The organism is Dactylosporangium sp. NPDC000555, from assembly GCF_040300025.1.
GTDB lineage: Bacteria > Actinomycetota > Actinomycetes > Mycobacteriales > Micromonosporaceae > Dactylosporangium.
Genome location: NZ_JBEPDB010000064.1, coordinates 15,168 through 38,968 on the forward strand (window position 1 = coordinate 15,168; position 23,801 = coordinate 38,968).

A 23,801-nucleotide genomic window follows, 5' to 3' on the forward strand; every position below is an offset into this window, starting at 1 on the left:
ACAGCATGGGCGGGTGACCAATGAGACTCGACGTTCCCTTCACGGGCTGGCCGAGTTGGTGCTCGCCGGGCCGCAGCACCGGGCCAGCGGGACCATTCGCCTTCGGATCACCCACGACGGGTTCGCCACCGTGGCCGCGCCCGATCTGCGGGTGACCGCCGGCGCGCTCGTCGCCGGGGCGCGGCGCGTGCCGCTCGCCGGGCGGACGCTGGGCGAGTTGGCGGCCGACGCGGGGGTTGAGATCGGGGCGCCCCGAGGGCTCTACGCGGACGGGTCGGGGGCGGCGCCCGGCGATCGTGTCGTGCTCGACGGCGCGGCGGAGATCATCGGCGGGTTCGTCGCGGGAGACGCGGCGCTGCGGGCGATGGGCGCAGATGCGGTTCCGGTGTTGTGGCCGGAGCACTTCGACGTCGGCATCTCGCTCGACGAGGTGAACTTCGGCGTGTCGGCGGGCGACGGGACGATCGACGAGCCGTACGCGTACGTCGGCCCGTGGAAGCCGCGCTCGGGAGACTTCTGGAACGTCTCCTTCGGTGCCGCTCACCCGCTGCGCGAACTGCCGGACCTCGGCGCGTTCTTCGCGGAAGGCCGGCGCCGCGCCGCCGAGGGCTGAGCCGGGAAGCGAAGCCGGCGACTTCACGCCCGGCGCCCCGATCGCGCCGATGAAGGCGGGGCGCCCCGGGAGGTTCCCGGGGCGCCCGCTGTTTTGTCGTGCTGTTCAGGCCGGCACGGCTACAGGCCGATCCGGTTGCTCACCGACATCCCGACGCGGGACCACCATGCGAAGTCGTTCGTGTTCTTGGTGGTCTGCACCCGGTGCCAGATCTGGCCGTCGCCACCGATGGCGAAGACCTCGAGCAGCCCGTCGTCGCGCTTGAACAGCGTCGGGTTGCTGTAGATGAGGCCGCTGAGGTTGTCCCACGCACCCCACGAGCCCGGGTCGGACGTCGAGGACTGCTTGATCGACCACAGGTTGTCGTCCTCGCCACGGCCCATGACGACAACGGTGCCGTCGTCGTTCTGGGTCAGCGCCAGCGAGTGCAGGTACTTCGGCGAGCCCAACCGGACCCACCAGGCGAACGAGCCGTCGCTGTTCTGCAGTCGGTGCCAGATCGAGTGGTCCCCGCCGACGACGAATACCTGCAGCCGGCCGTTGTTGTTCAGCACGGCGACCGGTTCGCTGTAGATGAGCCCGCTCAGGTTGGTCCAGGCGCTCCAGGTGCCGTCGACGGCCTGGACGGCGGTGTACAGGTTGTTGTCCGACCCGCGCGCGAACATCTGTGGCCGGCCGGCGCCGTTGCGCACGACCGGACCCGACATCTTCGTCGTCGCGCCCGGCGCCACGTAGAGGTCGAGGCGCAGGTTCCGTGCGGTGCCGCCCGGGGCCACACCCGCCGCGACCAGCGCGTGGCTTGTCGCCTCGAGGTCGCTCGGGATGGTGACCGGCTGAGTGAAGTCACCGTTGGCGTCGGTGATGACGCTGCCCAGCTCGACCGGGTCCGAGTAGATCGTGATGATCACCGTGGAGTACGGGGCGTAGCCGGAACCCTTGAGCGTGATCTGCTGTCCCGGTTCGGCGGCGCTGATCGGGCCGGCGTCGGTGGTGAGCGCCGCGTCCGCCGTCGGTGCCGTCGGCGTCGTCGCCGGTGCCGTCGGCGTGACGGAGTTGGACGCCGCGCTCGCCGCCGAGTTGCCGGCGGCCGAGTGGGCCACCACCGTGACCGTGTAGTCCTCGCCCGCGGTCGCGCCGAGGACGCAGCTGGTCTCGGTCTTGGCCTTCGTGGTGCAGGTGGCCGGGCCCGGGTTCGCCGTCACCGTGTACCCGGTGATCAGCGAGCCGTTCTCGGCCGGTGCCGTCCACGTCACCTCGATCGACGACACGCCGGCCGTGGCCGTCGGTGCCGCCGGTGCGTCCGGGGCGTTCCCCGGCAGCGCCGTCACCGTGAGTGTCGCCGCGCTGGTGGTCGCGGTGCCGAGCGAATTCTGGAACACCGCGCGGTACTGCGCGCCGTTCTGCTGGTCCGTCGTGGTGAACGTCAGCGTCGGGTGCGTCTCGCCGTTGATGTCCGTCCAGCTGACGCCCGGGAGCTTCTGCTGCCACTTGACCGTCGGGGTCGGGTGGCCCGAGGCCGCCGCCGTGAACGTGGCCGTGCCGCCGACGCTGCGCGACTGCGCGAGCGGCTGCGTTGTCACCGCCGGCGCCGCCGTGTAGGCGAACACCTTGGTGTTGTTCGACGGGCCGCCCGGCGTGGTGACCACGATCGCGGCGTCGCCGGCGGCGTGCGCCGGGGTGGTCACCTTGAGGCTGGTGGCGGTAACCGCCGTCAGGCCGGTGCCGGCCGTGCCGCCGAAGGTGACCCCGGTGGCACCGGTCAGGTTGGTGCCGGTGATGGTCACCTGGGTACCGCCGGCCGGCGGACCGGCCACCGGCGACACAGCGGACGCCGTCGGCGCGGCCACGTACGAGTACGCCACAGTGCTGTTGGACGTGCCGCTCGGCGTCGTCACCGCGATCGGGGCATCACCGGCGGTGAGGCTCGGCGGGGTGGTCACCTTGAGGCTGGTGGGGCTGACCGGCGTCAGGACGGCGCCGGGCATGATCCCGAAGGTGACCCCGGTGACAGCGGTCAGGTTGGTGCCGGTGATGGTCACCTCGGTACCACCGGCCAGCGGGCCGGCCGCCGGCGACACGTCCGTCACCGTCGGCGCGGCGGCCGAATAGGTGAACGTGCGCAGGTCGATGGAATCACCGCTCGGGTGCTTCACCACGATCTCCGCGGAGCCGGCGGCGTTTGCGCTCGGGGTGATCGCGGTGATCGTGGTGTTGCTGACGATGTCGAACGACGTGGCCGATACGTCGTCGAAGGTGACATCGGTGGCGCCGATGAAGCCGGTGCCTGTGAGGGTCACCTTGGTGCCGCCCATCAGCGGGCCCGTCGACGGCGCGGCGCTCGCGAGCGTCGCCGGCGCCGCATATGCCGGTGTGGCCACCGCGACGGTCGCCGCGGTGAGGGTGAGGGCCAGCGCCGTGCCGGCCCAGGTTCGTCCGCGGGGTACCGGTCCTCCGCGGACGTTCGTTGTTGCGAACACTTTCCCCCCGTACAGGTGTTGGAGCGGCACCTCGTGTCGCTCGTTCTCCCCGAAGGTAGATCAGATGTGAATGCTTTTGCGATATTCCGCGCGTTTCGCACCCGAAGCACCGGTTCCGACGGCCGGAACGAGGCCCGGCCGCACGGCGGCGGCCCGCGCCGGAGCGCGGGCCGCCATCGGGTCGTGCGGTTACGGGTGGGGGTTCACGGCGTGATGTCGATGTAGCCGGACCAGCCGCCGGCGTAGTACTTGTAGTAGCCGTGGCCGTCCTGGCCCAGGATGTAGGCCTCGGTGCTGCCGAAGCGCGGGTTGTAGAGCACGGACGGGCTGGTGGCCGTGGCGCCGCCGAGGTTGTTCCAGCCGGACCACCCGCCGAGGTAGTAGACGTAGCGCAGCTCGTCGCCCGGGGTGCGGACGTAGACCTCGGTGGTGCCCCAGGTGGGGTTGTAGATCACGCCGGGATCGCCGGTGAGGCTGCCGCCCAGGCCGATCCAGCTCGACCAGCCGCCGAGGTAGTAGACGTAGGCGAGCTTGTCGTCGGTGGTGCGCAAGTAGACCTCGGTGGTGCCGAACTTCGGGTTGTAGAGGACGGCGGGCGTGCCCTGGCCGGTGCCGCCGAGGCCGATCCAGTCCGACCAGCCGTTGGAGTAGTACCTGTACTTCAGACCGCCGCTGCCGATGGCGTAGGCCTCGGTGGTGCCGAACTTCGGGTTGTAGAGCACGCCAGGGTCGCCGGTGAGGGTGCCGCCCAGGTCGATCCAGTCCGACCAGCCGTTGGAGTAGTACCTGTACTGCAGGGCGCCGGTACTGGTGCGCGCGTAGACCTCGGTGGTGCCGAACCGCGGGTTGTAGATGACGGCGGGGTCGCCGGCCATGCTGCCACCCAGGTCGATCCAGTCCGACCAGCCGTTGGAGTAGTACCGGTAGGCGATGTGGTTGTTGCTCAGCCGGGCGTAGACCTCGGTGGTGCCGAAGCGGGGGTTGTAGAGCGGGGCCGGATCCGAGGCCAGGGCGCCGCCCAGATCGGTCCAGTCCGACCAGTCCCCCGACCAGTAGGTGTAGACGAGATGGTTGCTGCCGCCGGCCCGGGCGTACACCTCGGTGGTGCCGAACCGCGGGTTGAACAGGCTCCGCGTCTTGCCCGCCGGGCGCGGCGGGTCCGCCTGCCGCACGAACAGCACGCGGTTGGGCGTGCCGGCCCTCGCGTACTCCGGGTAGTACCTCATGTCGAGCGCGCCGACCGTGGAGCCCTGCACGAGCGCGTTGCGGATCTGCGCGGGGCTGTAGTCCCGGTGCGCCTCGAGGATGAGCGCGGCCGCGCCGGTGACGTGCGGCGCCGCCATCGACGTGCCGTCCAGCGACTTGGTCGCCGTATTGCCGCCGATCCAGTCGGAGACGATGCCGGCGCCCGGCGCGTAGAGGTCCACGCAGGGGCCGTAGTCCGACCAGTGCACCGGGCGGTCGTCGATGGTCGACGCGCCGACGACGATCGCCTCGGCGACGCCGCCCGGCGAGTTGTCGCAGGCGTTGAGCGGGTTGTCGTTCTCGTCGCCGTTGCCGGCCGCCACCGACCAGGTCAGCCCCGAGCCGATCGAGCGGCGCAGGGCCGCGTCGATGATGGCCGTGGGCTTGTCGGAGCCGAGGCTCATGTTCACCACGGCCGGGCGCCGCGCGTGCGCGGTCACCCAGTCGATGCCGGCGGCGACCTCGGAGAGGAAACCGACGCCGCTGCAGTCCAGCACGCGCACGGCGACCAGCGCGATGTCCTTGGCCACGCCGTGGCCGGTGCCGCCGATGGTGCCGGCGACGTGGGTGCCGTGGCCGTCGCAGTCGTTGGCGTTGGCGGGGTCGTTGCTGTTGCCGGCGTCGTTGAGCGGGTTGTTGTAGTGGTTCTGCACCCGGTCGACGAAGTTGCGCCCGTAGGTGGCCCGGCCGCCGAAGTCGTTGTGCGAGATCAGGATGCCGGAGTCCACGACGTACGCCGTGACGTTCGGGGCCGAGTTGGGATAGGTGAACGTGCCGTCGCGGGTGTTCGCGCGGCTGTCGATGCGGTCCAGGCCCCATGGCGGCGAGCTCTGCGAGCCATTCGAGCGCAGCATCACGTTGCTCTCGACGTGGGCCACGTCGGAGGCGGCCGCCAGCTGCTTGGCCTGCGCGTCGCTGAGGTTGTCGATCGCGAAGCCGCGCAGCGCGGAGCTGTACTGCTCGCGGACGTCCCCGCCGTACTTCTGGGAGAGCTTCCGCGCCGCGTCGGCGACGAAGGCCTGCGCCTGCGCGGCGCTCTGCGCGCCGGGCGGGTCCTTGAGCATCACCACGTAACCGCTGCTCGCTTCGGCCCTGCCGTACACAACGCCCTCGGGGGGCGCGGCGTCCGCCTGCGCCGCCTGGCCCAGCACGACCACGGCCGTGACTGCCAGGAAGCCCAGGCGGCGTCTTCCGATGCCGATCATTCCCATCACCTTTAGCCATCCGACAGTTACTCAGCGTCACCATATCGGATGGAACGGCAGTGTGGATCAAGACCGGTCAGCGACGCTTGATCCACCAGATGATGCCGAGTACGACGGCGAAGCTCGCGGCGGCGGTCAGCACGTACGGCACCGCGCGACGCGCCACGGAACCCACGCCGCTGACGGCGAGCAGGTCGATCGGCTCCGCCTCGGGCTGGACGGGCGCGAGCGGCCCGCGCGGCGCTTCCGCCGGGGCCGAACCTCCCGGAACGACGCCCGCCTCCGCGACGACACCCGCCCCCGGCGCGGCCGCCGCGACGGGCGGCGCTTCCTCCGGCGTCGCGGCCGGCTCTTCGGCCAGCTTCCCGGCCAGGCAGTCGGCGAACTGGCCGATCAGCCGGCCGCTCACGTCGCCGATCAGCCCGCGGCCGAACTGCGCTGCCTTGCCGGTGACGTCGAGGACGGTCGACACGTTCACCCGGGTGCCGTCGCCCTCGGGCACCAGCACCGCGGTCACGGTCGCCCTGGCCGTGCCGCCGCCGCGGCTGTCGGCGCCGGACGCGCCGATCACCACCCGGCGGGCCTCCTCGTCGCGCTCGACGAAACGCCCGGAGCCCTTGAACGTCATGCTGACCGGGCCCAGCTTCACCTTCACGTTGCCGGTGAAGTCGTCGCCGGCGACCGAGGTCAGCGTCGCCCCAGGCATACAGGGCGCGACCCGCTCGATGTCCAGCAGGACCGTCCATGCCTGCTCGACGGGGACGGGCACCGTGAAGGTGTTCTCCAGTTGCACGGCCGAACCTCCAGCACTCGGTCGACGGGCCACCTGCGACGTTAGCGGCTCATGAGCGACCGGGGTGCCGCAGGCGATCAACACGCCCGCGATCGACGCGGCGTGGCGATGCCGCGATCAGTCGTGGTGGATCCGGCCGGCGGTGGTGGTCAGGCGCGCTCCGCCGCCGCCCCAGCGGCCGGCGATGATCTCGGCCGCGATGCTCACCGCCGTCTCCTCCGGGGTGCGCGCGCCCAGGTCGAGGCCGATCGGCGAGGAGAGCCGGGCAAGCTCAGCCTCGCTGAGGCCGGCCTCGCGCAGGCGCGCCATGCGATCGTCGTGAGTGCGCCGGGAGCCCATGGCGCCGACGTAGGCGAAGTCCCGCCGCAGCGCGGCCCGCAGCACCGGCACGTCGAACTTGGGGTCGTGGGTGAGCACACACACGACGGTCCGGTCGTCGACCCGGCCGGCCTCGATCTCGCCCTCCAGGTAGCGGTGCGGCCAGTCCACGACCACCTCGTCGGCGCCGGGGAAGCGCTTGGACGTCGCGAAGACCGGACGGGCGTCGCAGACCGTCACGTGGTACCCCAGGAAGCCCCCGATCCGCGCGACCGAGGCGGCGAAGTCGATGGCCCCGAACACGAGCATGCGCGCGGGCGGGGCATACGAGGCGACGAACAGCGTCAGACCCTCCCCGCGCCGCTCCCCGTCCAGGCCGTAGTGCAGGGTGTCGGTGCGTCCGGCGGCGAGCAGGCCGCGGGCGTCGTCGGTCGCGGCGGCGTCCAGCCGCGGCGAGCCCAGGCTGCCGTCGACCGAGCTGGGCCAGACCACGAGGCGCCGCCCGATGCGGTCGTCGGGACCGTCCACGATGGACACCACGGCGACCGGGTCGTGGTGCTCGATCGCGCGGGCCACCTTGTCCAGCGCCGGAAACGTGTTCGGGCCGACCGGCTCGATGAGCAGCTCGATGATGCCGCCGCAGGTGAGGCCGACGGCGAACGCGTCGTCGTCGCTGACCCCGTAGCGCTGCACGACCGGGGTGCCGGTCTCGGTCACCTCGCGTGCCAGCTCGTACACGGCGCCCTCGACGCAGCCGCCGGACACGCTGCCGACGGCGGTGCCGTCGGGGCCGACCAGCATCGTCGCGCCCGGCGGGCGCGGCGAGCTGTGCCAGGTGCGCACGACGGTGGCCATCCCGACCGGCTCCCCCGCGCGCCACCAGTCCAGCAGCTCGCTCAACACCTCACGCACGAGGAACCTCCATGTTGCGAGAGCGGCCGGCGACGCGAAGTCCGGCACGCTCCCACTATGCTCCACCGACCGCGAATCCCAAAAATCGTACGGGTCCGTACGGTTGGCGGGTGCTAGCGCTCCGGTGGTACGTCCAGGTCGGTGTCGTCGGCTATGTCCTCGCAGGGCACGCCCTGCACCTCGCCGGCGTGGGCGACCAGATAGGCGCGGGCGCCGACGTCCGCCGTGGCCAGGGTCGTCACGCCCGGCCAGTGGTCGCGGCCCAGGATCACCGGGTGGCCGCGCCGGCCCTTGTACGTGGCCGTCAGCAGCGCCCTGGAGCCCCCGGACGCGGCGGCCAGCAGGCGGGTGACCGCCTCCGGTCCGATGCCGGGGGTGTCGACCAGCAACACGGCCACCGCCTGAGCATCGGTCTCGGCCAGCGCGGCCAGGCCGACCCGCAGCGAGGAGCCCATGCCGCTCTTCCACGTGGGGTTGTCGAGCAGCTCGGCGCCGTCGAGCTGCGCCTCGTCGCGCACCCGGCCCGACTCGGCGCCCAGGACCACCCAGATTCGCGTGCAGCCGCCGTCGCGTAGGGTGGCGACGGCGCGTTCGACCAGCAGGCGGCCGTCCTCGTGACGCACGAGGGCCTTGGGTCCGCCATACCGGCGGCCACCACCTGCGGCGAGAACCAGTCCGACTATCGCGCTCAGCGGGGCTCTCCTACGTCCAACGGGGTCAGCACCGACTCGGATCAGACTAGTACCCGCTCGGTAGGCTGCATGCTCATGGCCCTCCATGATCACTGTTCGTATTGCGGCGCCGCCTATGCGCAAGGGGCGCCGTGGCCGCGGGTGTGCGCCGCGTGCGGCGAGACGACCTGGCGCAACCCGTTGCCGGTCGTCGTCGTGCTGCTGCCGGTCGACACGGACGAGGGGCGCGGCATCGTGGTGGTGCGCCGCGACGTCGAGCCGATGCGCGGCGAGCCGGCGCTGCCCGGCGGGTTCATCGAGATCGGCGAGTCGTGGCAGGAGGCCGCGGTCCGGGAGCTGCGCGAGGAGACCACGATCCTCGCCGAGGCGGCCGACGTGCGCCTCTTCGACGTACAGAGCGTGCACAGCGGCAACCTGATCGTGTTCGGGCTGCTGCCGCCGCGCCCCCTCGCCGACCTGCCGGCGTCGGTCCGCACGGAGGAGTCGCTCGGCTTCGAGGTCTCGGTCGGGCCGCGGCCGCTGTGCTTCCCGACGCACACCGACGCGATGGCCGCCTACTTCGCGTCGCTGTAGCGCTCCACGACCGACACGTCGAGGGGGAACCGCACCTCGGTGTCGCCGAACAGCAGCCGCCGCGCCTCGTCGCCGGCGGCATGCACGACGGCGGCGACGGCCTCGGCCTCCGGCCGCGGGCAGTGCACCACGACCTCGTCGTGCTGGAAGAACACCAGCTCTGCGCGGCGCCCGGCCAGCGCCGCGCGGAGGCGGGCCAGCAGCACCAGGGCCCACTCGGCCGCGGTGCCCTGGATCACGAAGTTGCGGGTGAACCGGCCACGGGCCCGGCCCCGGGCGCCGCCGCGCGACTCGACCTCGGCGCCCGGCTCGTCGAACCCCTCGCGCCAGGTCGCCGAGGCCGCCGGGCAGGTCCGGCCCAGCCAGGTGCGCACCAGTCCCCCGGTCTCGCCGGTGCGCGCCGCTGTCTCGACGAGCTCCCAGGCGGCCGGGTAGAAGCGCCGCAGCGCGGCGAGGGCCGGCGCGGCGTTGCCGCCGGTCTGGCCGTACATCGCGCCGAGCAGCGCCACCTTCGCCTTGGCGCGGTCGCCGTCGAACGCCTCGGCGGCGAGGTTGGCGTAGAGGTCACCCGCGGCGGCGGCGCGGGCCAGGCGGCGGTCGCCGGAAACGGCGGCGAGCACGCGCGGCTCCAGTTGCCCCGCGTCGGCGACGACGAACGCCCAGCCGGGGTCGGCGACGACGGCCCGCCGGACGACCTTCGGGATCTGCAGGGCGCCGCCGCCGCGGGTCGCCCAGCGCCCGGACACGACGCCGCCCGGGATGTAGTCGGCGCGGAACCGCCCGCCGGTGACCCACTGCTCCAGCCATGACCAGCCGTGCGCGACCCAGAGCCGGTAGAGCTCCTTGTACTCCAGCAGGATCGGCACCGCCGGGTGGTTGATGTGCTCGAGCTCCCAGCGGCGGGTGCTGCGCAGCATGATCCCGACCCGGGCGAAGGCGCGCAGCAGTTCGGCCGGCGAGTCGGGGTGCACGCGCTGGCCCAGGGCATCGTTGAGCCGGACACCGAGCTCGGCCAGGCGCGCGGGCGGGCCGCCGACCGGTGAGGGCGGGCCGAGCATCTCGCGCAGCAGGGCGTCGTGCACGTCGGCGCGCCAGGGCAGCCCGGCCAGCCCCATCTCGACGGCGATCAGGGCCCCTGCGGACTCCGCCGCGATCAGGGTGCGCATGCCGCCGGCCCGGGGCGCGAGCCGGGGCGCGGACGGCAGCTCGGGCAGCGCCTCGATCCGCGCCCGTTGCGCCGCGTAGACGTCGAGAAGTTCCCGCAGCGGTACCGCCGGTGCGTCGTACGCGTCGAAGAGCGAGTCCTGCGACAGGCCGGGGGGCTCGGCCGGCCGCGCCGGCGGGTCGGGCGGTACCGGCCGTCCCGCCAGGCGGGCGCTCGCCGCGGCGAGCGCCCGCGGCTGGCCCCAGGCGCCCTCCGCGCCGAGCAGGAGTGCCTCGGCGAGTTCGAGGTCGTGGCAGCGCTCGACGCGGACTCCCGCTCGCAGCAGCCGGGGATAGATGTCCGCCGTCGACGCCCACAGCCAGCGGGGGCGGTCGCGTGACTCGACTTCCGCGACCGCCCCCGCCAGATCGGTGACGTGCCGCTCGGGCGCGGCGGGCGTGCCGTCGTCGGCCAGCGGCCTGAGTAGGCCGCCGGCCCCGGAGGGTGTCAGCGCGACGAGCACGAGGGCATTACATCGCATCCACCGGGGCTCACGGCATGCTTGTGCTTACTTCACGGCACCGGCGGTGAGACCGGCCTGGATCTGGCGCTGGAAGATGACGTACATCACGATCATCGGCAGGATCGAGATCGTCAGCGCGGCGAAGAGGCCGGACCAGTCCGCCTCGTATCCGGCCGCCGTCGAGATGTCGGCGATGCCCTGGGTGAGCACCCACTTGTCCTTCGCGCCGGCCATGAGGACCAGCGGCAGGAGGTACTGCGCCCACTGCCCGATCAGATTGAAGATCGTGAGGCTGATCAGGCCCGGCTTGGCCATCGGCAGCATCACCGAGAAGAACAGCCGGGTGTGTGACGCGCCGTCGATCGTGGCCGCCTCGGCCACCGAGTTCGGCAGCGACCGGAAGAACGCCGACAGGAAGAAGATCGTGAAGGGCAGGGAGTAGGCGATGTACACCAGGATGAGCCCGGTGTAGCTGTTGAGCAGCCCGAAGTTCTTCACGACGAAGAACAGCGGCACGACGGCGAGGAACGGCGGGAAGGCGATGCCGGCGACGAAGCCGAAGTAGATCAGCCGGTTGCCCCAGAACTTGTACCGCGCCAGCACGTACGCCGCCATGGACGCCAGCAGCACCGTGCCGAAGGTGCTCAGGCTGACCACGATCATGCTGTTGAGCACATAGCGGCCGACGTGGGCCTTGGTCCAGGCCCGGCCCCAGTTCTCCCAGCGCAGCTCGCCTGGCAAGGTCCACGGCGCGCTGAAGATCTCCGTGGTGTTCTTGAACGAGGCCAGGAGCACCCAGATCAGGGGCACGATGATGAGCAACGCCCACACGGCCAGCAGGATGTGCCCGAGGCCGCCGAGCACGCTGAACTTCTGGCGGGGGGCCGCGGCCTTCACGCGACTCCGGGCGTCGCTCGCTCCGCTGCGCTGGCCAGGCGCCTCCCGGCCGACGGTGGCAGTCATGTCCCGGCCTCTCAGAACTCGTACGACTCGCGCCGGGTGACGCGCAGCGTCAGGGCGGCGAACGTGAGGGTCAGCAGGCACAGCGCGACGCCGTAGGTGGTCGCGTCGCCGAGGCGGCTCTGCTGCATGTTGTTGTAGATCTCCAGGCCGAGGACCGTGGTGGCGCCGTCCGGGCCGCCGTTGTCCTGGGCCAGCACCGCCACGATGGCGAAGCCGTCGAAGGCCATGATCCCGAGGTACACCCAGGCCGTCTGCAGCGTGTCCCACAACAGCGGCAGCGTGACCGAGAAGAACAGCCGTATCTTCGAGGCGCCGTCGAGCTCGGCGGCCTCGTAGATCTCGCCCGGGATGTTCGCCATGCCGGCGGAGAAGAGCACGACGTAGAAGCCGACCGCCTGCCACACGAGCACCGCGATGATCGACGGCAGGGCCAGGTGCTTGTCGATGAGGAAGCCGACCGGACCGTCGAGGCCTGCCTTCAGCAGCACGCCGTTGATCAGGCCGGACTCGTTGGGCCGGTAAACGGTCTGGAACAGCACCGCGATGACCGGGATCGCGAGGACCTGGGGGAGGAAGAACACCACACGGTAGAACTTCGACCCCCAGACACCCGCGGTCTTGCCGCCCTGGCCTCTGCCGCCCACATTGAGCAGGAAGGCAAAGACCAGGGCAAACGCGATGGTGATCAGCGGCAGGAAGACCAGCATGATTGCGTGGTGCTCCAGCGCCTGCCAGAACCGGTGGTTGTGGAACATGCGCGAGTAGTTCTCCGTCCCGACCCACTTGGGTGCGACGAATCCGCGCCACTGGGTGAACGACAGACGGATCGTCTGCACGTACGGGGACAGGACGAAAATCGCGTACAGCGTCACCGGCGCAACCAGGAACCCCACAATGAAGGGGTATCTTCCGTGCCGCATGATCAGGCTCCGATCAGCGCTTGAACTTGGTGACGGACGAGTCCTTCTTGATCTCGTCGGCCTTCTTCTGGATGCGCTCGACGAACGCGTCGGCCTTGATCCGGCCGAACATGAGCTCGTTGGTGGCGGTACGGGCCTCCTTGTCGAGGTCCTTGTACCAGCCGTCGAAGTACAGGTTGAACACTTCCTGGCCGGCCGCCTTGAGGGCGTCCTGCGAGGACTGGATGCCGGGCGTGAAGGTCAGACCCTCGGTGCTGCCCTGCACCACGGTAGGCGCCTTCACCGTCTCGGTGAAGCCCTTGCCGCCCGCCTTCGACAGCATCTGGCGCATGTACTCCAGGCCGCCCTTGGGGTTCTTGCTCTTGGCCAGGACGACGTAGCCCTCACCGGCCGCCGCGCGCAGCGCCGTCGACTTGAGCTTGTCCGCCGCGGTGATGCTCGGCGTGGTCGCGAGCTGGTACTTGAAGCCCTCCGGTGTGTCCTTCTTCTGCTCGTTCTCGAGCCAGTCGCCGGACGGGTACATCGCCAGCTGGTTCTGGTTCTGCTTGAGCTGGACGTCGGTGTGCTTGAGACCCTCGGCGCCCTGCAGGTTGTACTTCGCGCCGATCTCGGCCCACGCCTCCGCGGCCTGCTTGACCGCGTCGGCCTTCCAGGCACCGTCCTCGAGGTTGTCGATGTTCTTGAGGATGTCGGTGCCGCCGATCTTCGCGGCACTGGTGAGGATGATGTTCCACTGGTAGTACGCGGCGTTGGCACCGGCGTACGCGTAGGGCGCGATGCCGGCCTTCTTGATCTCCTCGCAGAGCGCGGTGAACTCGCTCCACGTGGCAGCGGCCTTCCAGCCCCTCTCGGAGAAGAGCTTGCCCGAGTACCAGATGCCGTAGGTGGTCGCGACGTAGTACAGCACGTACGGCTTGCCGTTGAACGAACCGGCCTCGATCGTGCCGGGCATCAGGGTGTCGCGGACCTTCTTCGACGGGTCGTCGACCGACGGCGCGTCCAGCAGCGGCGTCAGGTCCTGCAGCTGGCCGTCGGTGACCAGGGCGCCGAAGTCCAGCATCTTCTCGCCGGAGTTGTTGACGAACTCCGGGGCGTTGCCGCCGGAGATCAGCGGCTGCACCAGCGTGGAGATGGCCTGGCTGGACTGGTGCTTGACCTCGGACTTCGGGAACGCCTTCTTGTACAGCGGCTCGTGCACGTCGGTCGCGTACTTCTCGCCGTAGCCGCCGTTGAAGATGACGACGTTGATCGCCTGGTCCTCGGGCGCACCGAGCGGGTTGGTCGCGCTGACCGTCCCGGTGTTCTTGGTCGAGGGCTCCTCGCTGCTGCCGTCCGCGCAGGCGGACAGCAGACCTGCGGCCGGCGTCGCGAGCAGGCCCGCAGCCGCAGCGCGCCGCAGGACGGTACGACGAGACAGTTCATTGGACATTTGGGGGTCTCCTCGGTTCGGGTCAGGCGGTTCGCCGGACGCGTCCGGCGTACCGCGACTCGAGGGTGTGGTTGTGCTCGTCCCCGCCGGGGACGTTTGCGGAGAGGTAGACGGGAGCCACCTCACCCGCGGCCTCGATGCGTCGCACGACCTCGGCGACCACCAGCTGCGCGATGAGCGCGTTGGTGACCGAAGAGACCGGGCAGACCGCGCCGCCGCTATCCAGCGACAGCAGTGCGTCGCCGTACGGCGCGCCGTTGTCCAGCACGACGTCGGCAATGTCGGCGAGCCGCTTACCCGAGGGGTGCCTGGGGGACGCCCGGAGGGTGTGCTCGACCGAGGTGATTGCGATCAACCTGTGCCCGCGCTGCTTGATCAGCAGCGCCATCTCGACGATCCCCCCGTTGATCCCCGACTGTGAGGCCATCACGAACACGTCCTCCGGACGCGGCGCGGCGATCTCGTAGAGCCGGGCGGCGATGCTCGGATCGCGTTCCAGCTTCTCGTCCTCAAGGATGCTGGGGTCCGCGCCGCCGTAGACGACGAGGTCCCGAAGGAGGATCTTGTTCGTCGGCACGAGGCCCCCGGCGCGGCCGGCGAAGTCCACCGCCACCGCCTCGGAGTGTCCCGTGCCGAACGCCTGGAGGAGTCCGCCGCCGCGCAGCGCGGCGGCGATGTGGTCGGCGGCCTGGCTGACGCCGTCGACCTGGGTCAGGGCGATCCGGTCGATGACCGACTGGATCGCGGAGACGTAACCGTGAGCGGTGACGGCCATCCCGTCGCCCTTTCTCGCGTCCTGGAGGGTGGTCACGACGCTTCCTTTCCGGAGGCCGACCGGTGACCGGCGACCGCCTGGGCCGTGACGGAGAACGCTGCGTGGGCGCGCTCGTGGGTGCGCTGCGCGATCGCGATGTACAGCAGGTCGAGCACCACGAGCTGCGGGTGCCGGGCCGAGAGGGCGTCCGGCCGGAAGGTGGTCGCCTGCGTCGCGGTCAGCAGGACGATGTCGGCGACCTCCGCCAGTGGCGAGCGCGGGAAGCTGGTCAGCGCGATCGTCGTCGCGCCCCGGCTGCTCGCCTCGGCGATCATCTCGACCGTCTCGCGCGCCTGGCCGCTGTGCGAGACGCCGAGCGCCACGTCGCCCGCTTTGAGCAGCGCCGCGCTGGACAGTCCGTTGTGCACGTCGGTCCAGGCCCAGGCGGCGACGCCGATGCGGTGCAGGCAGAACTGCATCTCCCCGCCGACCAGCGCGCTGCCGCCCTGGCCGTAGATGTCGACCCGATTGGCGCGGGCGATGGCCTCCGCGGCGCGTTCCACCTCGGTGAGGTCCAGCAGGGCGGCGGTGTCGTGCATCGCCTGCGTGTCTGCGGCCATGATCTGGCCGAGCACGCGCTCCAGCGGGTCGGTCGGCTGGATCTCGCGACCGATGTCCATCGTCCAGCCGCCGGTGCGGGCGGCCCGGCCGGTCTCGCCGGCGATGGCCAGCCGCAGCTCGGCGTAGCCGACGAAGCCCAGCGCCCGGCAGAAGCGGGTCACGGTGGCGGGCGAGGTGCCGCTGCGCTCGGCGAGCTCGACGATCGTCGAGCGGGCCGCCGCCGCGGGGTCGGCCAGGATCAGCTCGGCCACGCGCTGCAGGGCGCCGGTGAACTCTGGCAGCCCGGCGCGGACCCGCACCAGGACGCTCTCGCCGGCGCCGACCGCGGCGACCGCGAAGCCGTCAACGGGACCGGCCGGTGCGATCGGAGGCGGCGAGACCGAGCCGGCCGTGGGAATGGACGACACGGGCGAGGCGCCGACCGCGGGCTGCACCGCCGTCGTGAGCTCGTCGCGTGACGTCATGACGTTCCCTTCAAAAAGGTTCCTTAACGGTTAGTGGTAAAAGTTCTTACTGAGGGGGCCTTCTTGTCAAGGAGTTGAACGAAGTTTTCAAACTGTTACCAACGAAGTGGATCTTAAAGATTGCTAAAATCCCAGCTCAGCATAGATCTAGATCTTGAACTAGCACCGCTCGCCGGCCGCCCAAGGAGACCATCCCGGACGGGGGTGGCGGCAGGAGCGGGCCGATATTTAGCCCGTTTTGTTACAAGCGGAGGGCGGGCGGGAATCCGCCGATTTTCATGGAAAAGGCCGAACCAACCCGTCTGGGATGGTTCGGCCTGCCAATGATGGTCGGTTTAAACCGGGCATTATCGGCCCAAAACACCCCCGTGCTCGTGCAGTGCGCTGGTCAGAATTTCCAGACCCTCGCGCGCCTCGTCCTCGGTGAGGTTCAGCGGCGGACCCATGCGCAGGGCCGTGCCGTACAGCCCGCCCTTGCCGACCAACAGTCCGTCGCGCTTGCACGACTCGAACACCGCGGTCGTCGCGGCCGCGCTGGTCAGCTCGACGCCGATCATGAGGCCCCGGCCGCGCACCTCGGCGACGATCGGACTGTCCACCGCGCGCAGGCCGTCGAGCAGGATCGCGCCGGTCCGCGCCGCGTTGGCCTGAAGGTCGTGCCGAAGGATGTAGTCGAGCACCGCGTTGCCGGCCGCCGTGGAGATCGGGTTGCCGCCGAAGGTGGAGAACGAGATCCCCTGTACCGACTCGAGCACCTCGGCCCGGCCGACGACGCCGGCCAGGGCGAAACCGTTGCCGACGCCCTTGGCGAACGTGAGCAGGTCCGGCGTGACGCCGTGCGCCTGATAGCCCCAGAAGTGCTCGCCGGTGCGCCCCCAGCCGGTCTGCACCTCGTCGCAGACCAGCAGGATGCCGTGCTCGTCCAGCACCCGCTTCCACACCGCCAGCAGGCCGTCGGGGCCGTGCACGAACCCGCCGACGCCCTGGATCGGCTCGGCGATCAGGCAGGCCACCGGCCCGGCGGTCGTGGTGGCCAGCACCTCGCGCAGGTCCTCCTCGGCCGCCTCGAGGTACCGCTCGTCGCTCATGCCCTTGAACAACCCCCGCAGGCGGTCCCCGGAGTGCAGGTAGCTCACGTTGAACGGGCTGAGCGGCGAGGCGGACCAGGCCCGGTTGCCGGTCACCGCGATCGTGCCGGCCGTGCGGCCGTGGTAGCTGTTGCGCACCGCCAGGACGCTGCTACTGCCGCGCTTGTTGGTGGCGGCCTGCAGGGCGGCCTCGTTGGCCTCGGTGCCGGAGTTGGTGAAGAAGACCCGGGCGTCGGGGATGCCGGACAGCCGCGCGATCTTCTCGGCGAGCTCCACCTGCTGGCGGATGAGGTAGAGCGTGGAGGTGTGCACGATGCCGGTGCGCAGTTGGCGCTCGACCGCCTCGCGGACTTCCGGCAGATCGTAACCGAGCGAGTTGGTCAGGACACCGCCGAAAAAATCCAGGTAGATTTTTCCATTACTGTCCGTGACGCGTGAACCCTTGCCAGTAACCAGTTCGATCGGCTCGTCGTAGTACACGGGCATCCAGGCGGGCATGACCCGCCGATGACGGATGAGTAGGTCGTCCATACCGTAAATTCTCGCGCTGGAGTTTTCAGGACGCTTCGGTATGCTGACCCGCGATGTTGACGGCACCCAGACGTCTCCTCACGCTGGCGGTCACCGCGCTGCTCCTGGTGGCCACGTTCGGTAACCCCGCAACGGCGGAGCCGACACCCGGCGAGGATGGCGGGCAGAACCTCACTGTGCGTCAGGCCCTGGACAAGGCGAACGCGGAGTACAACGACGCGAAGGGCCGGCTCGACAAGTCCGTCGCCGACCAGGCCTCGATCGGCGAGCAGATGGCCAAGACGCAGACCCGGCTCACCGAGCTGCAGGCCTCGGCCGGGGCGGTCGCCGCGGCCGCGTACCGGGGCCGCCGGACCAGCATGCTCACCGTGATGATCGGCGCGGACAACCCCGACGACCTGCTGCACAACATGGTCACCGTCGAGTACATGCTGCAGCAGGAGAACCGGCAGCTGCGCGAGGTGATCGACACCCAGAAGCAGCTCGAGCAGCAGCGCAAGGACATCGACGCGGCGGTCGCCAACCAGCAGGCGCAGCTGAAGATCATGGAAGCCAACAAGAAGGCCGCCGAGAACGCGCTGCGCAAGGCCGGCGGCGGTGCTGACGCGAGCGGCGGCGCGCCGACGGGCGGCAAGGTGACCACGAACGCGGGCTCGCGCAACTCCGACGGCTCGTTCCCGTCCGAGGGCTGCTCGCAAAAGGACCCGACGACGAGCGGGTGCATCTCGCCGCGCATGCTCAACGCGTACAACGAGGCGCGCAAGGCTGGCTTCACGCACTACACGTCGTGCTACCGCGGCGGCGGCGGAGGCGACCACCCGCTGGGCAAGGCGTGCGACTTCTCGGCGAATTCATCGACATTCGTCAACGCACGGGCAACCGGCGCCGACAAGACCTACGGCGACAACCTGTCCGCCTGGGCGATCGCGAACGCCAAGAACCTCGGCGTGAAATACGTGATCTGGTACAAACGGATCTGGCAGCCGAGCAGCGGCTGGAAGTCCTACGGCGGCGACGGCACCCCGGCCGGCGACCACTACAACCACGTGCACATCTCGATGCAATAGCCGGCGGGATCAGCTGCGCCAGGCGTCCAGGGCCAGCAGGGCCACGTGCAGCGACAGGCACACCGGGACGGCGTCGAGGTCGGCGCCCAGAATCTTGCGGATCTTCGCCAGGCGCTCGTAGAACGCCGGGCGCGACAGGTGACTGTGCTCGGCCGCGGCGGACTTGTTGCGGCCGCACTCGAGGTATACGCGCAGCACGCCCAGCAGCTGCTCGCGCGGGTGGTGGGCGTCGTAGGCCAGCAGCGGGCCCAGCTCCCGCTCCACGAACGTCTGCAACTGCGGCTCGTCGCGCAGCATGTGCAGCAGGCCCGGCAACCTGACGTCGGTGAGGCGGACGACGCCGGCGACCGGGTGGCGGACCACCGCGGCGACCTGAGCCGCCTCGACCAGCGACTGGCGCGCCTCGCGCGGCGAGCGCACCCCCTCGCCGGCCGCGATGACGATCGACCGGTCGCCTTTCCGCAGTCGCTCCGCGAACTGTCGCAGTACCTCCGGCTCATCCGATGCGTCGCGCAGGGCCAGCAGTACGCCCGCACTCATCGCGTCCAAGGTCCCGACAAGCCCCTTGATCGACATTTCCGCCAACGCGCGTTCGGCCTCGGCGGCCAGCGCCGGACGGATCACCAGTCCGACGAGGTGCCGGCGCTCCAGTGGTACCCCCAGCGCCCGGGATCGCAGCGCCACGTCCTCGACCGGCATGGTGTGGTTGATCAGCGCGGTGAGCAGGGTCCGCTGCGGGCCCTCCGGGTCGGGGTCGATCAGCCGGCCCAGGGCGAGGGTCGAGGCGGCCCGCTCGATCAGGATGACGTACCGCGCCTCCGCCGACGGCACCCGCATGAGCAGCCGCCCCCAGTCCTGGCCCCGCGCGCCGACGGCCGTCACGAGCCAGCCCGACTGCGCGTCGTGGCCGGTGCGCCCGGCCGGCCGGATCGCCCGCGAGTGCGCCTCCCAACTGGCCAGCAGCAGCGCCGCCGAGCCGCCCGCGGCGTCGTACGCCAGGACCTGCCGCGACAGGTTCTCCAGCACCACCGGCGCGCCGGCCAGGGCCGCGGCCTGAGCGACCACCTCGGCCGGGCCGGCACCCTCGACGGACAGTTCGGTGAAGCGCTGGTGGATCTCCTCCGTCGCGCGCAGCTCGGCCAGCTGCGCGTCGATGATCATCGAGTGCACCGCCTCGGTGATGGCCACGAACGGTGTCCCGCGGTGCAGCTCGACCAGCGGCAGGCCGAGCTCGTCCGCCGTACGCGTCAGGACGGCCGGCAGTCGCTGTGCGTAACGGCGCCCCATCTCCACGGCCAGGCCGCAGGCGCCGACCTCGGCCAGGTCGGTGATGTAGCGGCGCAGCCCGGCGTCGTCCGGCGGCAGCCCGATGCCGGTGGTCAGCACCAGCTCCCCGCCGCGCAGCAGGGTGGCGATGTCGGGCACCTCGGAGCTGTGGACCCAGCGCACGGCCTGGTCGAGGCCGCACTCGCCCGCCACGATCCGCGGAGCGCCGTTGCGCACCGGCTCCAGGGCGAGCACCTCACGAACGGTCGGGAACATCAGCGCGGATCGTACGCGTGAATCCTCGGCCACGTCGCCCGCCGGCGGATCGGGCGCACCGGCCAAGGTGGTGCCGGCATCGCACCATCACGCGGCCGTCGCCGCCGTCAAGCCTTCGGGACCTTCGTCATCATGGCCTTCGCGAGGGCGGTCATGTTCGTCTTCATGGCGGCCGAGTCCCAGGGCTCGGTGCCGCCGGCGGTGAAGCGGACCTCGACGTACAGGTTCTGGTCGAAGCAGACGAGGATCGCCTCGATGCGCTTGTCGCCGGCGCTGAGCCGCCGGGTGTAGAAACCCTGCGCGGACCTTCTTGCGGTTCGGCGTGGGGCTCGGCGGCCGCGGCGGTGCCGCATATGGAGCGCCCCGATAGGGCGGTTGGTGTGGCGCGGTCATGGTCGCCAACGCGGGCGGCCATACCGTCGGGCGGCGGATGCCGGTCAGGTCGGCTATCCGACCGCTGTGGACGTGAGGAGCTAGATTCCCGCGGGTTCTCGTGTTCCGCGCCGGCCCGTCGACAGGTGCCAAAGCACGGCGTAGACCAGCACCCCCACCCCGACGCCGGACATCGCGCCGGTCACTGCCAGACGCAGCACAGCCATCGAATGAACAGCGTCGAGCACGCCGTAGCCCTGCCGCGCCAGCTGCAGGACGGCTGCGAGGACGCCGGCCACCGCCATCGCCGCGAGGGTCCGCCAGCGCGCGGCCGGGCTGAGCGTCACCCGCGGTCCGGCCGGGCTGACGGGCTGACGGCGCCACCAGCGGTAGATCCAGCCGACCAGGGCCAGCGCCCCGACGAGGGTGCTCGCCCACCACAGGCCTTCGGTCACCTTCTGGGTGTCCGGCAGCGGCGACCACGAGGCGGAGCCGTTCTCGTGGACCAGCGCGTCCCAGACCAGGTGACTGAGCACTCCGATCGCCGCGGACAGGACGATCCAGGCGACCTGCCGCACCCCCGACCAGCGAAACCGTGCCGCGGGCCCGGTCAGGCGCCCCGCCGCGGCGGCCGGGAGCAGGGCGATCAGCGGGCGCTTGAGCACCTGGTGGAACAGCGCGACCAGGATCAGCGCTCCGATCGTCCCGGCGACCATCCCGGTGCCGAACTCGTGCGTGTAGGTGAGGTTGTAGTCGCTGTACGGCCCCCACGCTGCCGAGGTGGCTTGCGGGAGGACGTACGGCAGATCCGGGGCGACCGCGCCGGCGGCCAGGGCCGAGGCAACGAGCGGGCGGCGGATCAGCGGCAGGATCAAAGCCGGGTGGCTCACCGTGAAGGGCATCAAACTCCTCCTCAGGAGCTCATCGCCCCGGGTCCTTGTCGATCAAGGCACAGGATACGTGGGTCGCGAGTGCTCCAAGCTGCGATGACGCACCGGCGACGGCGAGGCGCTCCCGAGAGCCCCACATCGGTTCGCCCCGCCGCACAAGGCAGAATCCAGTGCGTGCGGGCAGCAGAGACGATCACCGACCACAACGATGAACGGATCGGCGACTACCGGGCGCTCACCGACGTGGAGCTGCGCACCCGGTGGGAGCCACCGAACGGGCTGTTCATCGCCGAGGGCGAGCTCGTGCTCCGCCGGGCCCTGCGGGCCGGCTACCGGATGCGCTCGGTGCTGGTCGACGCCAAACGCGTCGGCCAGATCGATGACCTGCCCCTCGATGACGTGCCGGTCTACGCCGGCGATCAGGCGACGCTCGAAGCCATCACCGGGTTCCACGTCCACCGTGGCGTCCTCGCCTCGTTCCATCGCAAACCGGACCGGGCCGCCGGCGACGTGCTCGCGTCAGCCAAGCGGATCGCGATCCTGGAGGACATCAACAACCATACGAATGTCGGCGCCCTCTTCAGGAGCGCGGCGGCGCTTGGCATGGATGCCGTCCTGCTGTCACCGTCGTGCGCCGATCCGCTCTACCGCCGCAGCGTCCGAGTCAGCATGGGCGAGGTGTTCGCGGTACCCTACGCCCGGCTGGAGCCGTGGCCGGATGCGCTCACCCACGTGCGGCAGGCGGGTTTCACGGTGCTCGCGCTCACCCCGGCCGCCGACGCGGTGCCGATCCAGCGGCTCACCGCAGCGCAACGCGCCCGGCCAGCGCTCCTGCTGGGCGCTGAGGGCTCCGGACTGACGGCCAAGGCGCTCCACGCGAGCGACGCCCGCATCGTCATCCCGATGCGCCGGGGCGTCGACTCGCTCAACGTGGCCAACGCGGCGGCGGTCGCGTTCTGGGAGCTCACCCGAGGCGACGATCAATAGCCACGGCCCGCATGACAGCGGCGGCTCGCCTGACGTCCCGCGGTCGCTCGTCCGGCGGGACGAGCGACCACGAGCGGTTCGTCAGGTGTTGTCGCGGTTCTGATCGGGCGCCGGGTCGAACACCGAGGGCGGGATGCCCACCGAGCCGGTCAGCTGGCGGGGTGGCTGGTCGCCGGAGACCTGGGCCGCGGCCGCGGCAGCCTCCGCGTTGGCCGCGGCCGCCGCCTCCTCGGCCGCCCGGCGTGCCTCGAGGACCTCCTCCGACTCGGCCTCCTCCACGGCGCTCTGGTCGATGTGCCGGCTGCGCTCGTCGTTGGACATCTGCCCGATGCCGCCCAGGGCGCCGCCGATGCCCTCCAGGGCCTTGGTCAGCTCGACCGGCAGGATCCACAGCTTGTTGGACTGGCCGGCGGCGATCTGCGGCAGCGACTGCAGGTACTGGTACGCCATGACCTTGGAGTCCGGGTTGGCCAGGTGGATCGAGTCGACGACGGTCCGGATGGCCTTCGCCTGGCCCTCGGCCGTCAGGATGCGGGACTGCCGCTCGCCCTCGGCCCGCAGCACGGCCGCCTGCTTCTCACCCTCGGCGGTGAGGATCTGGGACTGCTTGAGGCCCTCGGCGTGCAGGATGGCGGCGCGCCGGTCACGCTCCGCGCGCATCTGCTTCTCCATCGAGTCGCGAATGCTCGGGGGCGGCTCGATCGCCTTGATCTCCACCCGGGTCACCTTGATGCCCCAGCGGCCGGTGGTCTCGTCGAGCACGCCGGACAGGTGGCGGTTGATCTCGTCGCGGCTGGTGAGCGCCTTCTCCAGGTCGAGCGAGCCGATCACGTTACGCAGCGTGGTGACGGTCAGCTGCTCGATCGCCTGCAGGTAGGAGAAGATCTCGTACGTCGCGCGCACCGAGTCGACGACCTTGAAGTACAGCACCGTGTCGATCGACACGACGAGGTTGTCGGAGGTGATCACGGGCTGCGGCGGGAAGTTGACCACCGCCTCGCGCTTGTCCACCTTGTTGCGGACGGCGTCGATGAACGGCACCAGGATGTTGAGGCCAGGGGTGAGCGTCCGGCTGTACTTCCCGAGGCGCTCCACCACGTACTCGACCTGCTGCGGTACCACCTTCACCGACTTGGCCACCGTGATGATGCCGATCAGGGCGACGGCGATCACCAGAATGGCCAGGAGCACGCTTGCATCCACTGGGCCTCAGTCCTTCCACACCATTGCTGTAGCACCCTTGATCTCGATCACCCGGACCCGCTCACCCTTGGGGAAGCTCTGGGTCACGTCATACGGGCGGGCCCGCCACAGCTCCCCGTCGATCTTGATCATGCCGCTGTCATTGTCGACATCTTCCAGCACGAGCGCCATCGAGCCCTCGATGGCCTCGACACCCATCTGGGTGTCGCGTTCGTCGCGGTGCATGTAGCGGCGCAGCGTGGGTCGCACCGCCACGAACGACAGCGCGCTCACCACGGCGAACACGACGGCCTGGATCGGCTCGTTGGCGCCGAGGGCGGCGGCACCCGCGGCGGCGAACGCGCCGATCGCGAACATCAACAGCACGAAGGTGCTCGTGAAGACCTCCGCCGCGACGAGAGCGGCGCCGACGATCAACCAGACGATCAGCCAGACATCCACGTTTCGATCGTGTCACGCCGATGCACGTCGCGCC

At 70.6% G+C, this 23,801-nt stretch carries 21 protein-coding genes; 4 read left to right on the plus strand and 17 right to left on the minus strand.

Annotated features, from left to right (window positions below):
- The first annotated feature begins 13 nt into the window (after positions 1–13).
- A complete protein-coding gene (locus tag ABT297_RS30425) occupies positions 14–613 on the plus strand; it encodes a hypothetical protein (RefSeq protein WP_350555825.1) in 600 nt (199 codons plus the stop codon).
- A gap of 119 nt (positions 614–732) precedes the next feature.
- On the opposite strand, the gene ABT297_RS30430 is transcribed toward ABT297_RS30425, so the two are convergent.
- The 5 genes from ABT297_RS30430 to ABT297_RS30450 all read right to left on the minus strand — a co-directional run bounded on the left by ABT297_RS30430 (position 733) and on the right by ABT297_RS30450 (position 8,342).
- Complete coding sequence (locus tag ABT297_RS30430; RefSeq protein WP_350555826.1) at positions 733–3,090, minus strand: DUF8189 domain-containing protein; 2,358 nt, start codon at positions 3,088–3,090, stop codon at positions 733–735.
- A 203-nt stretch (positions 3,091–3,293) separates the two neighbouring features.
- The gene (locus ABT297_RS30435; RefSeq protein WP_350555827.1) at positions 3,294–5,540 is read right to left on the minus strand and encodes a S8 family serine peptidase; all 2,247 of its coding nucleotides are present in this window, start codon (positions 5,538–5,540) and stop codon (positions 3,294–3,296) included.
- 76 nt (positions 5,541–5,616) lie between these two features.
- Positions 5,617–6,333: an SRPBCC family protein gene (locus ABT297_RS30440; protein ID WP_350555828.1), complete on the minus strand. Its 717-nt coding sequence runs from the start codon at positions 6,331–6,333 to the stop codon at positions 5,617–5,619.
- 117 nt (positions 6,334–6,450) lie between these two features.
- Positions 6,451–7,563 carry an XdhC family protein gene (locus ABT297_RS30445; protein ID WP_350555829.1) on the minus strand — a complete coding sequence of 371 codons (1,113 nt, stop codon included), beginning with the start codon at positions 7,561–7,563 and terminating at the stop codon, positions 6,451–6,453.
- A 113-nt stretch (positions 7,564–7,676) separates the two neighbouring features.
- Positions 7,677–8,342 carry a nucleotidyltransferase family protein gene (locus ABT297_RS30450; protein ID WP_502885669.1) on the minus strand — a complete coding sequence of 222 codons (666 nt, stop codon included), beginning with the start codon at positions 8,340–8,342 and terminating at the stop codon, positions 7,677–7,679.
- Between ABT297_RS30450 and ABT297_RS30455 the strand changes: the two genes are divergently transcribed.
- Positions 8,331–8,828 carry an NUDIX domain-containing protein gene (locus ABT297_RS30455; RefSeq protein ID WP_350555830.1) on the plus strand — a complete coding sequence of 166 codons (498 nt, stop codon included), beginning with the start codon at positions 8,331–8,333 and terminating at the stop codon, positions 8,826–8,828. The genes ABT297_RS30450 and ABT297_RS30455 overlap by 12 nt on opposite strands.
- Here the strand turns inward: ABT297_RS30455 and ABT297_RS30460 are convergent.
- The 7 genes from ABT297_RS30460 to ABT297_RS30490 form a co-directional block, all read right to left on the minus strand.
- Complete coding sequence (locus ABT297_RS30460) at positions 8,810–10,513, minus strand: bifunctional 3'-5' exonuclease/DNA polymerase (RefSeq protein WP_502885670.1); 1,704 nt, start codon at positions 10,511–10,513, stop codon at positions 8,810–8,812. The two genes, ABT297_RS30455 and ABT297_RS30460, sit on opposite strands and share 19 nt — an antisense overlap.
- A gap of 27 nt (positions 10,514–10,540) precedes the next feature.
- Positions 10,541–11,458, minus strand: a complete 918-nt coding sequence (locus ABT297_RS30465; RefSeq protein WP_350555832.1) for a carbohydrate ABC transporter permease — start codon at positions 11,456–11,458, stop codon at positions 10,541–10,543.
- A gap of 11 nt (positions 11,459–11,469) precedes the next feature.
- On the minus strand, positions 11,470–12,351 hold the full coding sequence (locus ABT297_RS30470) for a carbohydrate ABC transporter permease (RefSeq protein WP_350555833.1): 882 nt from the start codon (positions 12,349–12,351) through the stop codon (positions 11,470–11,472).
- A 40-nt stretch (positions 12,352–12,391) separates the two neighbouring features.
- Positions 12,392–13,807 carry an N-acetylglucosamine/diacetylchitobiose ABC transporter substrate-binding protein gene (gene ngcE, locus ABT297_RS30475; protein ID WP_350555834.1) on the minus strand — a complete coding sequence of 472 codons (1,416 nt, stop codon included), beginning with the start codon at positions 13,805–13,807 and terminating at the stop codon, positions 12,392–12,394.
- Positions 13,808–13,829: 22 nt separating this feature from the next.
- Positions 13,830–14,582 (minus strand): sugar isomerase domain-containing protein, encoded by a 753-nt coding sequence (locus ABT297_RS30480; RefSeq protein WP_350555864.1) that lies wholly within the window; start codon positions 14,580–14,582, stop codon positions 13,830–13,832.
- Positions 14,583–14,614: 32 nt separating this feature from the next.
- Positions 14,615–15,646: a MurR/RpiR family transcriptional regulator gene (locus ABT297_RS30485; RefSeq protein WP_350555835.1), complete on the minus strand. Its 1,032-nt coding sequence runs from the start codon at positions 15,644–15,646 to the stop codon at positions 14,615–14,617.
- Between the two features lie 347 nt (positions 15,647–15,993).
- A complete protein-coding gene (locus ABT297_RS30490; RefSeq protein WP_350555836.1) occupies positions 15,994–17,265 on the minus strand; it encodes an aspartate aminotransferase family protein in 1,272 nt (423 codons plus the stop codon).
- Positions 17,266–17,318: 53 nt separating this feature from the next.
- On the opposite strand from ABT297_RS30490, the gene ABT297_RS30495 reads away from it, so the two are divergent.
- Entirely contained in the window at positions 17,319–18,332 is a 1,014-nt protein-coding gene (locus ABT297_RS30495; protein WP_350555837.1) for a coiled-coil domain-containing protein, read from the plus strand.
- 9 nt (positions 18,333–18,341) lie between these two features.
- On the opposite strand, the gene ABT297_RS30500 is transcribed toward ABT297_RS30495, so the two are convergent.
- The 3 genes from ABT297_RS30500 to ABT297_RS30510 all read right to left on the minus strand — a co-directional run bounded on the left by ABT297_RS30500 (position 18,342) and on the right by ABT297_RS30510 (position 21,148).
- Complete coding sequence (locus ABT297_RS30500; RefSeq protein ID WP_350555838.1) at positions 18,342–19,874, minus strand: PucR family transcriptional regulator; 1,533 nt, start codon at positions 19,872–19,874, stop codon at positions 18,342–18,344.
- 107 nt (positions 19,875–19,981) lie between these two features.
- Positions 19,982–20,227 (minus strand): hypothetical protein, encoded by a 246-nt coding sequence (locus tag ABT297_RS30505; protein WP_350555839.1) that lies wholly within the window; start codon positions 20,225–20,227, stop codon positions 19,982–19,984.
- 120 nt (positions 20,228–20,347) lie between these two features.
- Entirely contained in the window at positions 20,348–21,148 is an 801-nt protein-coding gene (locus ABT297_RS30510; protein WP_350555840.1) for a DUF4184 family protein, read from the minus strand.
- A gap of 84 nt (positions 21,149–21,232) precedes the next feature.
- Here ABT297_RS30510 and ABT297_RS30515 point away from each other — a divergent pair, with 84 nt between their 5' ends.
- On the plus strand, positions 21,233–22,123 hold the full coding sequence (locus ABT297_RS30515) for a TrmH family RNA methyltransferase (protein ID WP_502885671.1): 891 nt from the start codon (positions 21,233–21,235) through the stop codon (positions 22,121–22,123).
- Between the two features lie 81 nt (positions 22,124–22,204).
- Here ABT297_RS30515 and ABT297_RS30520 read toward each other — a convergent pair whose 3' ends face one another.
- Positions 22,205–23,314, minus strand: a complete 1,110-nt coding sequence (locus ABT297_RS30520; RefSeq protein WP_350555842.1) for an SPFH domain-containing protein — start codon at positions 23,312–23,314, stop codon at positions 22,205–22,207.
- 18 nt (positions 23,315–23,332) lie between these two features.
- Positions 23,333–23,767, minus strand: coding sequence for an NfeD family protein (locus ABT297_RS30525; RefSeq protein WP_350555843.1), 435 nt, complete (start codon positions 23,765–23,767; stop codon positions 23,333–23,335).
- Positions 23,768–23,801 lie beyond the last annotated feature (34 nt).

Bases quoted from the DNA above. Each gene is read 5' to 3' on its own strand.
- ABT297_RS30435 (WP_350555827.1), bottom strand. From the start codon at position 5,540: ATGATCGGCATCGGAAGACGCCGCCTGGGCTTCCTGGCAGTCACGGCC.
- ABT297_RS30455 (WP_350555830.1), top strand. From the start codon at position 8,331: ATGGCCCTCCATGATCACTGTTCGTATTGCGGCGCCGCCTATGCGCAA.
- ABT297_RS30450 (WP_502885669.1), bottom strand. From the start codon at position 8,342: ATGGAGGGCCATGAGCATGCAGCCTACCGAGCGGGTACTAGTCTGATC.
- ABT297_RS30460 (WP_502885670.1), bottom strand. From the start codon at position 10,513: ATGCGATGTAATGCCCTCGTGCTCGTCGCGCTGACACCCTCCGGGGCC.
- ABT297_RS30465 (WP_350555832.1), bottom strand. From the start codon at position 11,458: ATGACTGCCACCGTCGGCCGGGAGGCGCCTGGCCAGCGCAGCGGAGCG.
- ngcE (WP_350555834.1), bottom strand. From the start codon at position 13,807: ATGTCCAATGAACTGTCTCGTCGTACCGTCCTGCGGCGCGCTGCGGCT.
- ABT297_RS30480 (WP_350555864.1), bottom strand. From the start codon at position 14,582: ATGGCCGTCACCGCTCACGGTTACGTCTCCGCGATCCAGTCGGTCATC.
- ABT297_RS30485 (WP_350555835.1), bottom strand. From the start codon at position 15,646: ATGACGTCACGCGACGAGCTCACGACGGCGGTGCAGCCCGCGGTCGGC.
- ABT297_RS30490 (WP_350555836.1), bottom strand. From the start codon at position 17,265: ATGGACGACCTACTCATCCGTCATCGGCGGGTCATGCCCGCCTGGATG.
- ABT297_RS30495 (WP_350555837.1), top strand. From the start codon at position 17,319: ATGTTGACGGCACCCAGACGTCTCCTCACGCTGGCGGTCACCGCGCTG.
- ABT297_RS30500 (WP_350555838.1), bottom strand. From the start codon at position 19,874: ATGTTCCCGACCGTTCGTGAGGTGCTCGCCCTGGAGCCGGTGCGCAAC.
- ABT297_RS30505 (WP_350555839.1), bottom strand. From the start codon at position 20,227: ATGCGGCACCGCCGCGGCCGCCGAGCCCCACGCCGAACCGCAAGAAGG.
- ABT297_RS30510 (WP_350555840.1), bottom strand. From the start codon at position 21,148: ATGCCCTTCACGGTGAGCCACCCGGCTTTGATCCTGCCGCTGATCCGC.
- ABT297_RS30515 (WP_502885671.1), top strand. From the start codon at position 21,233: ATGACGCACCGGCGACGGCGAGGCGCTCCCGAGAGCCCCACATCGGTT.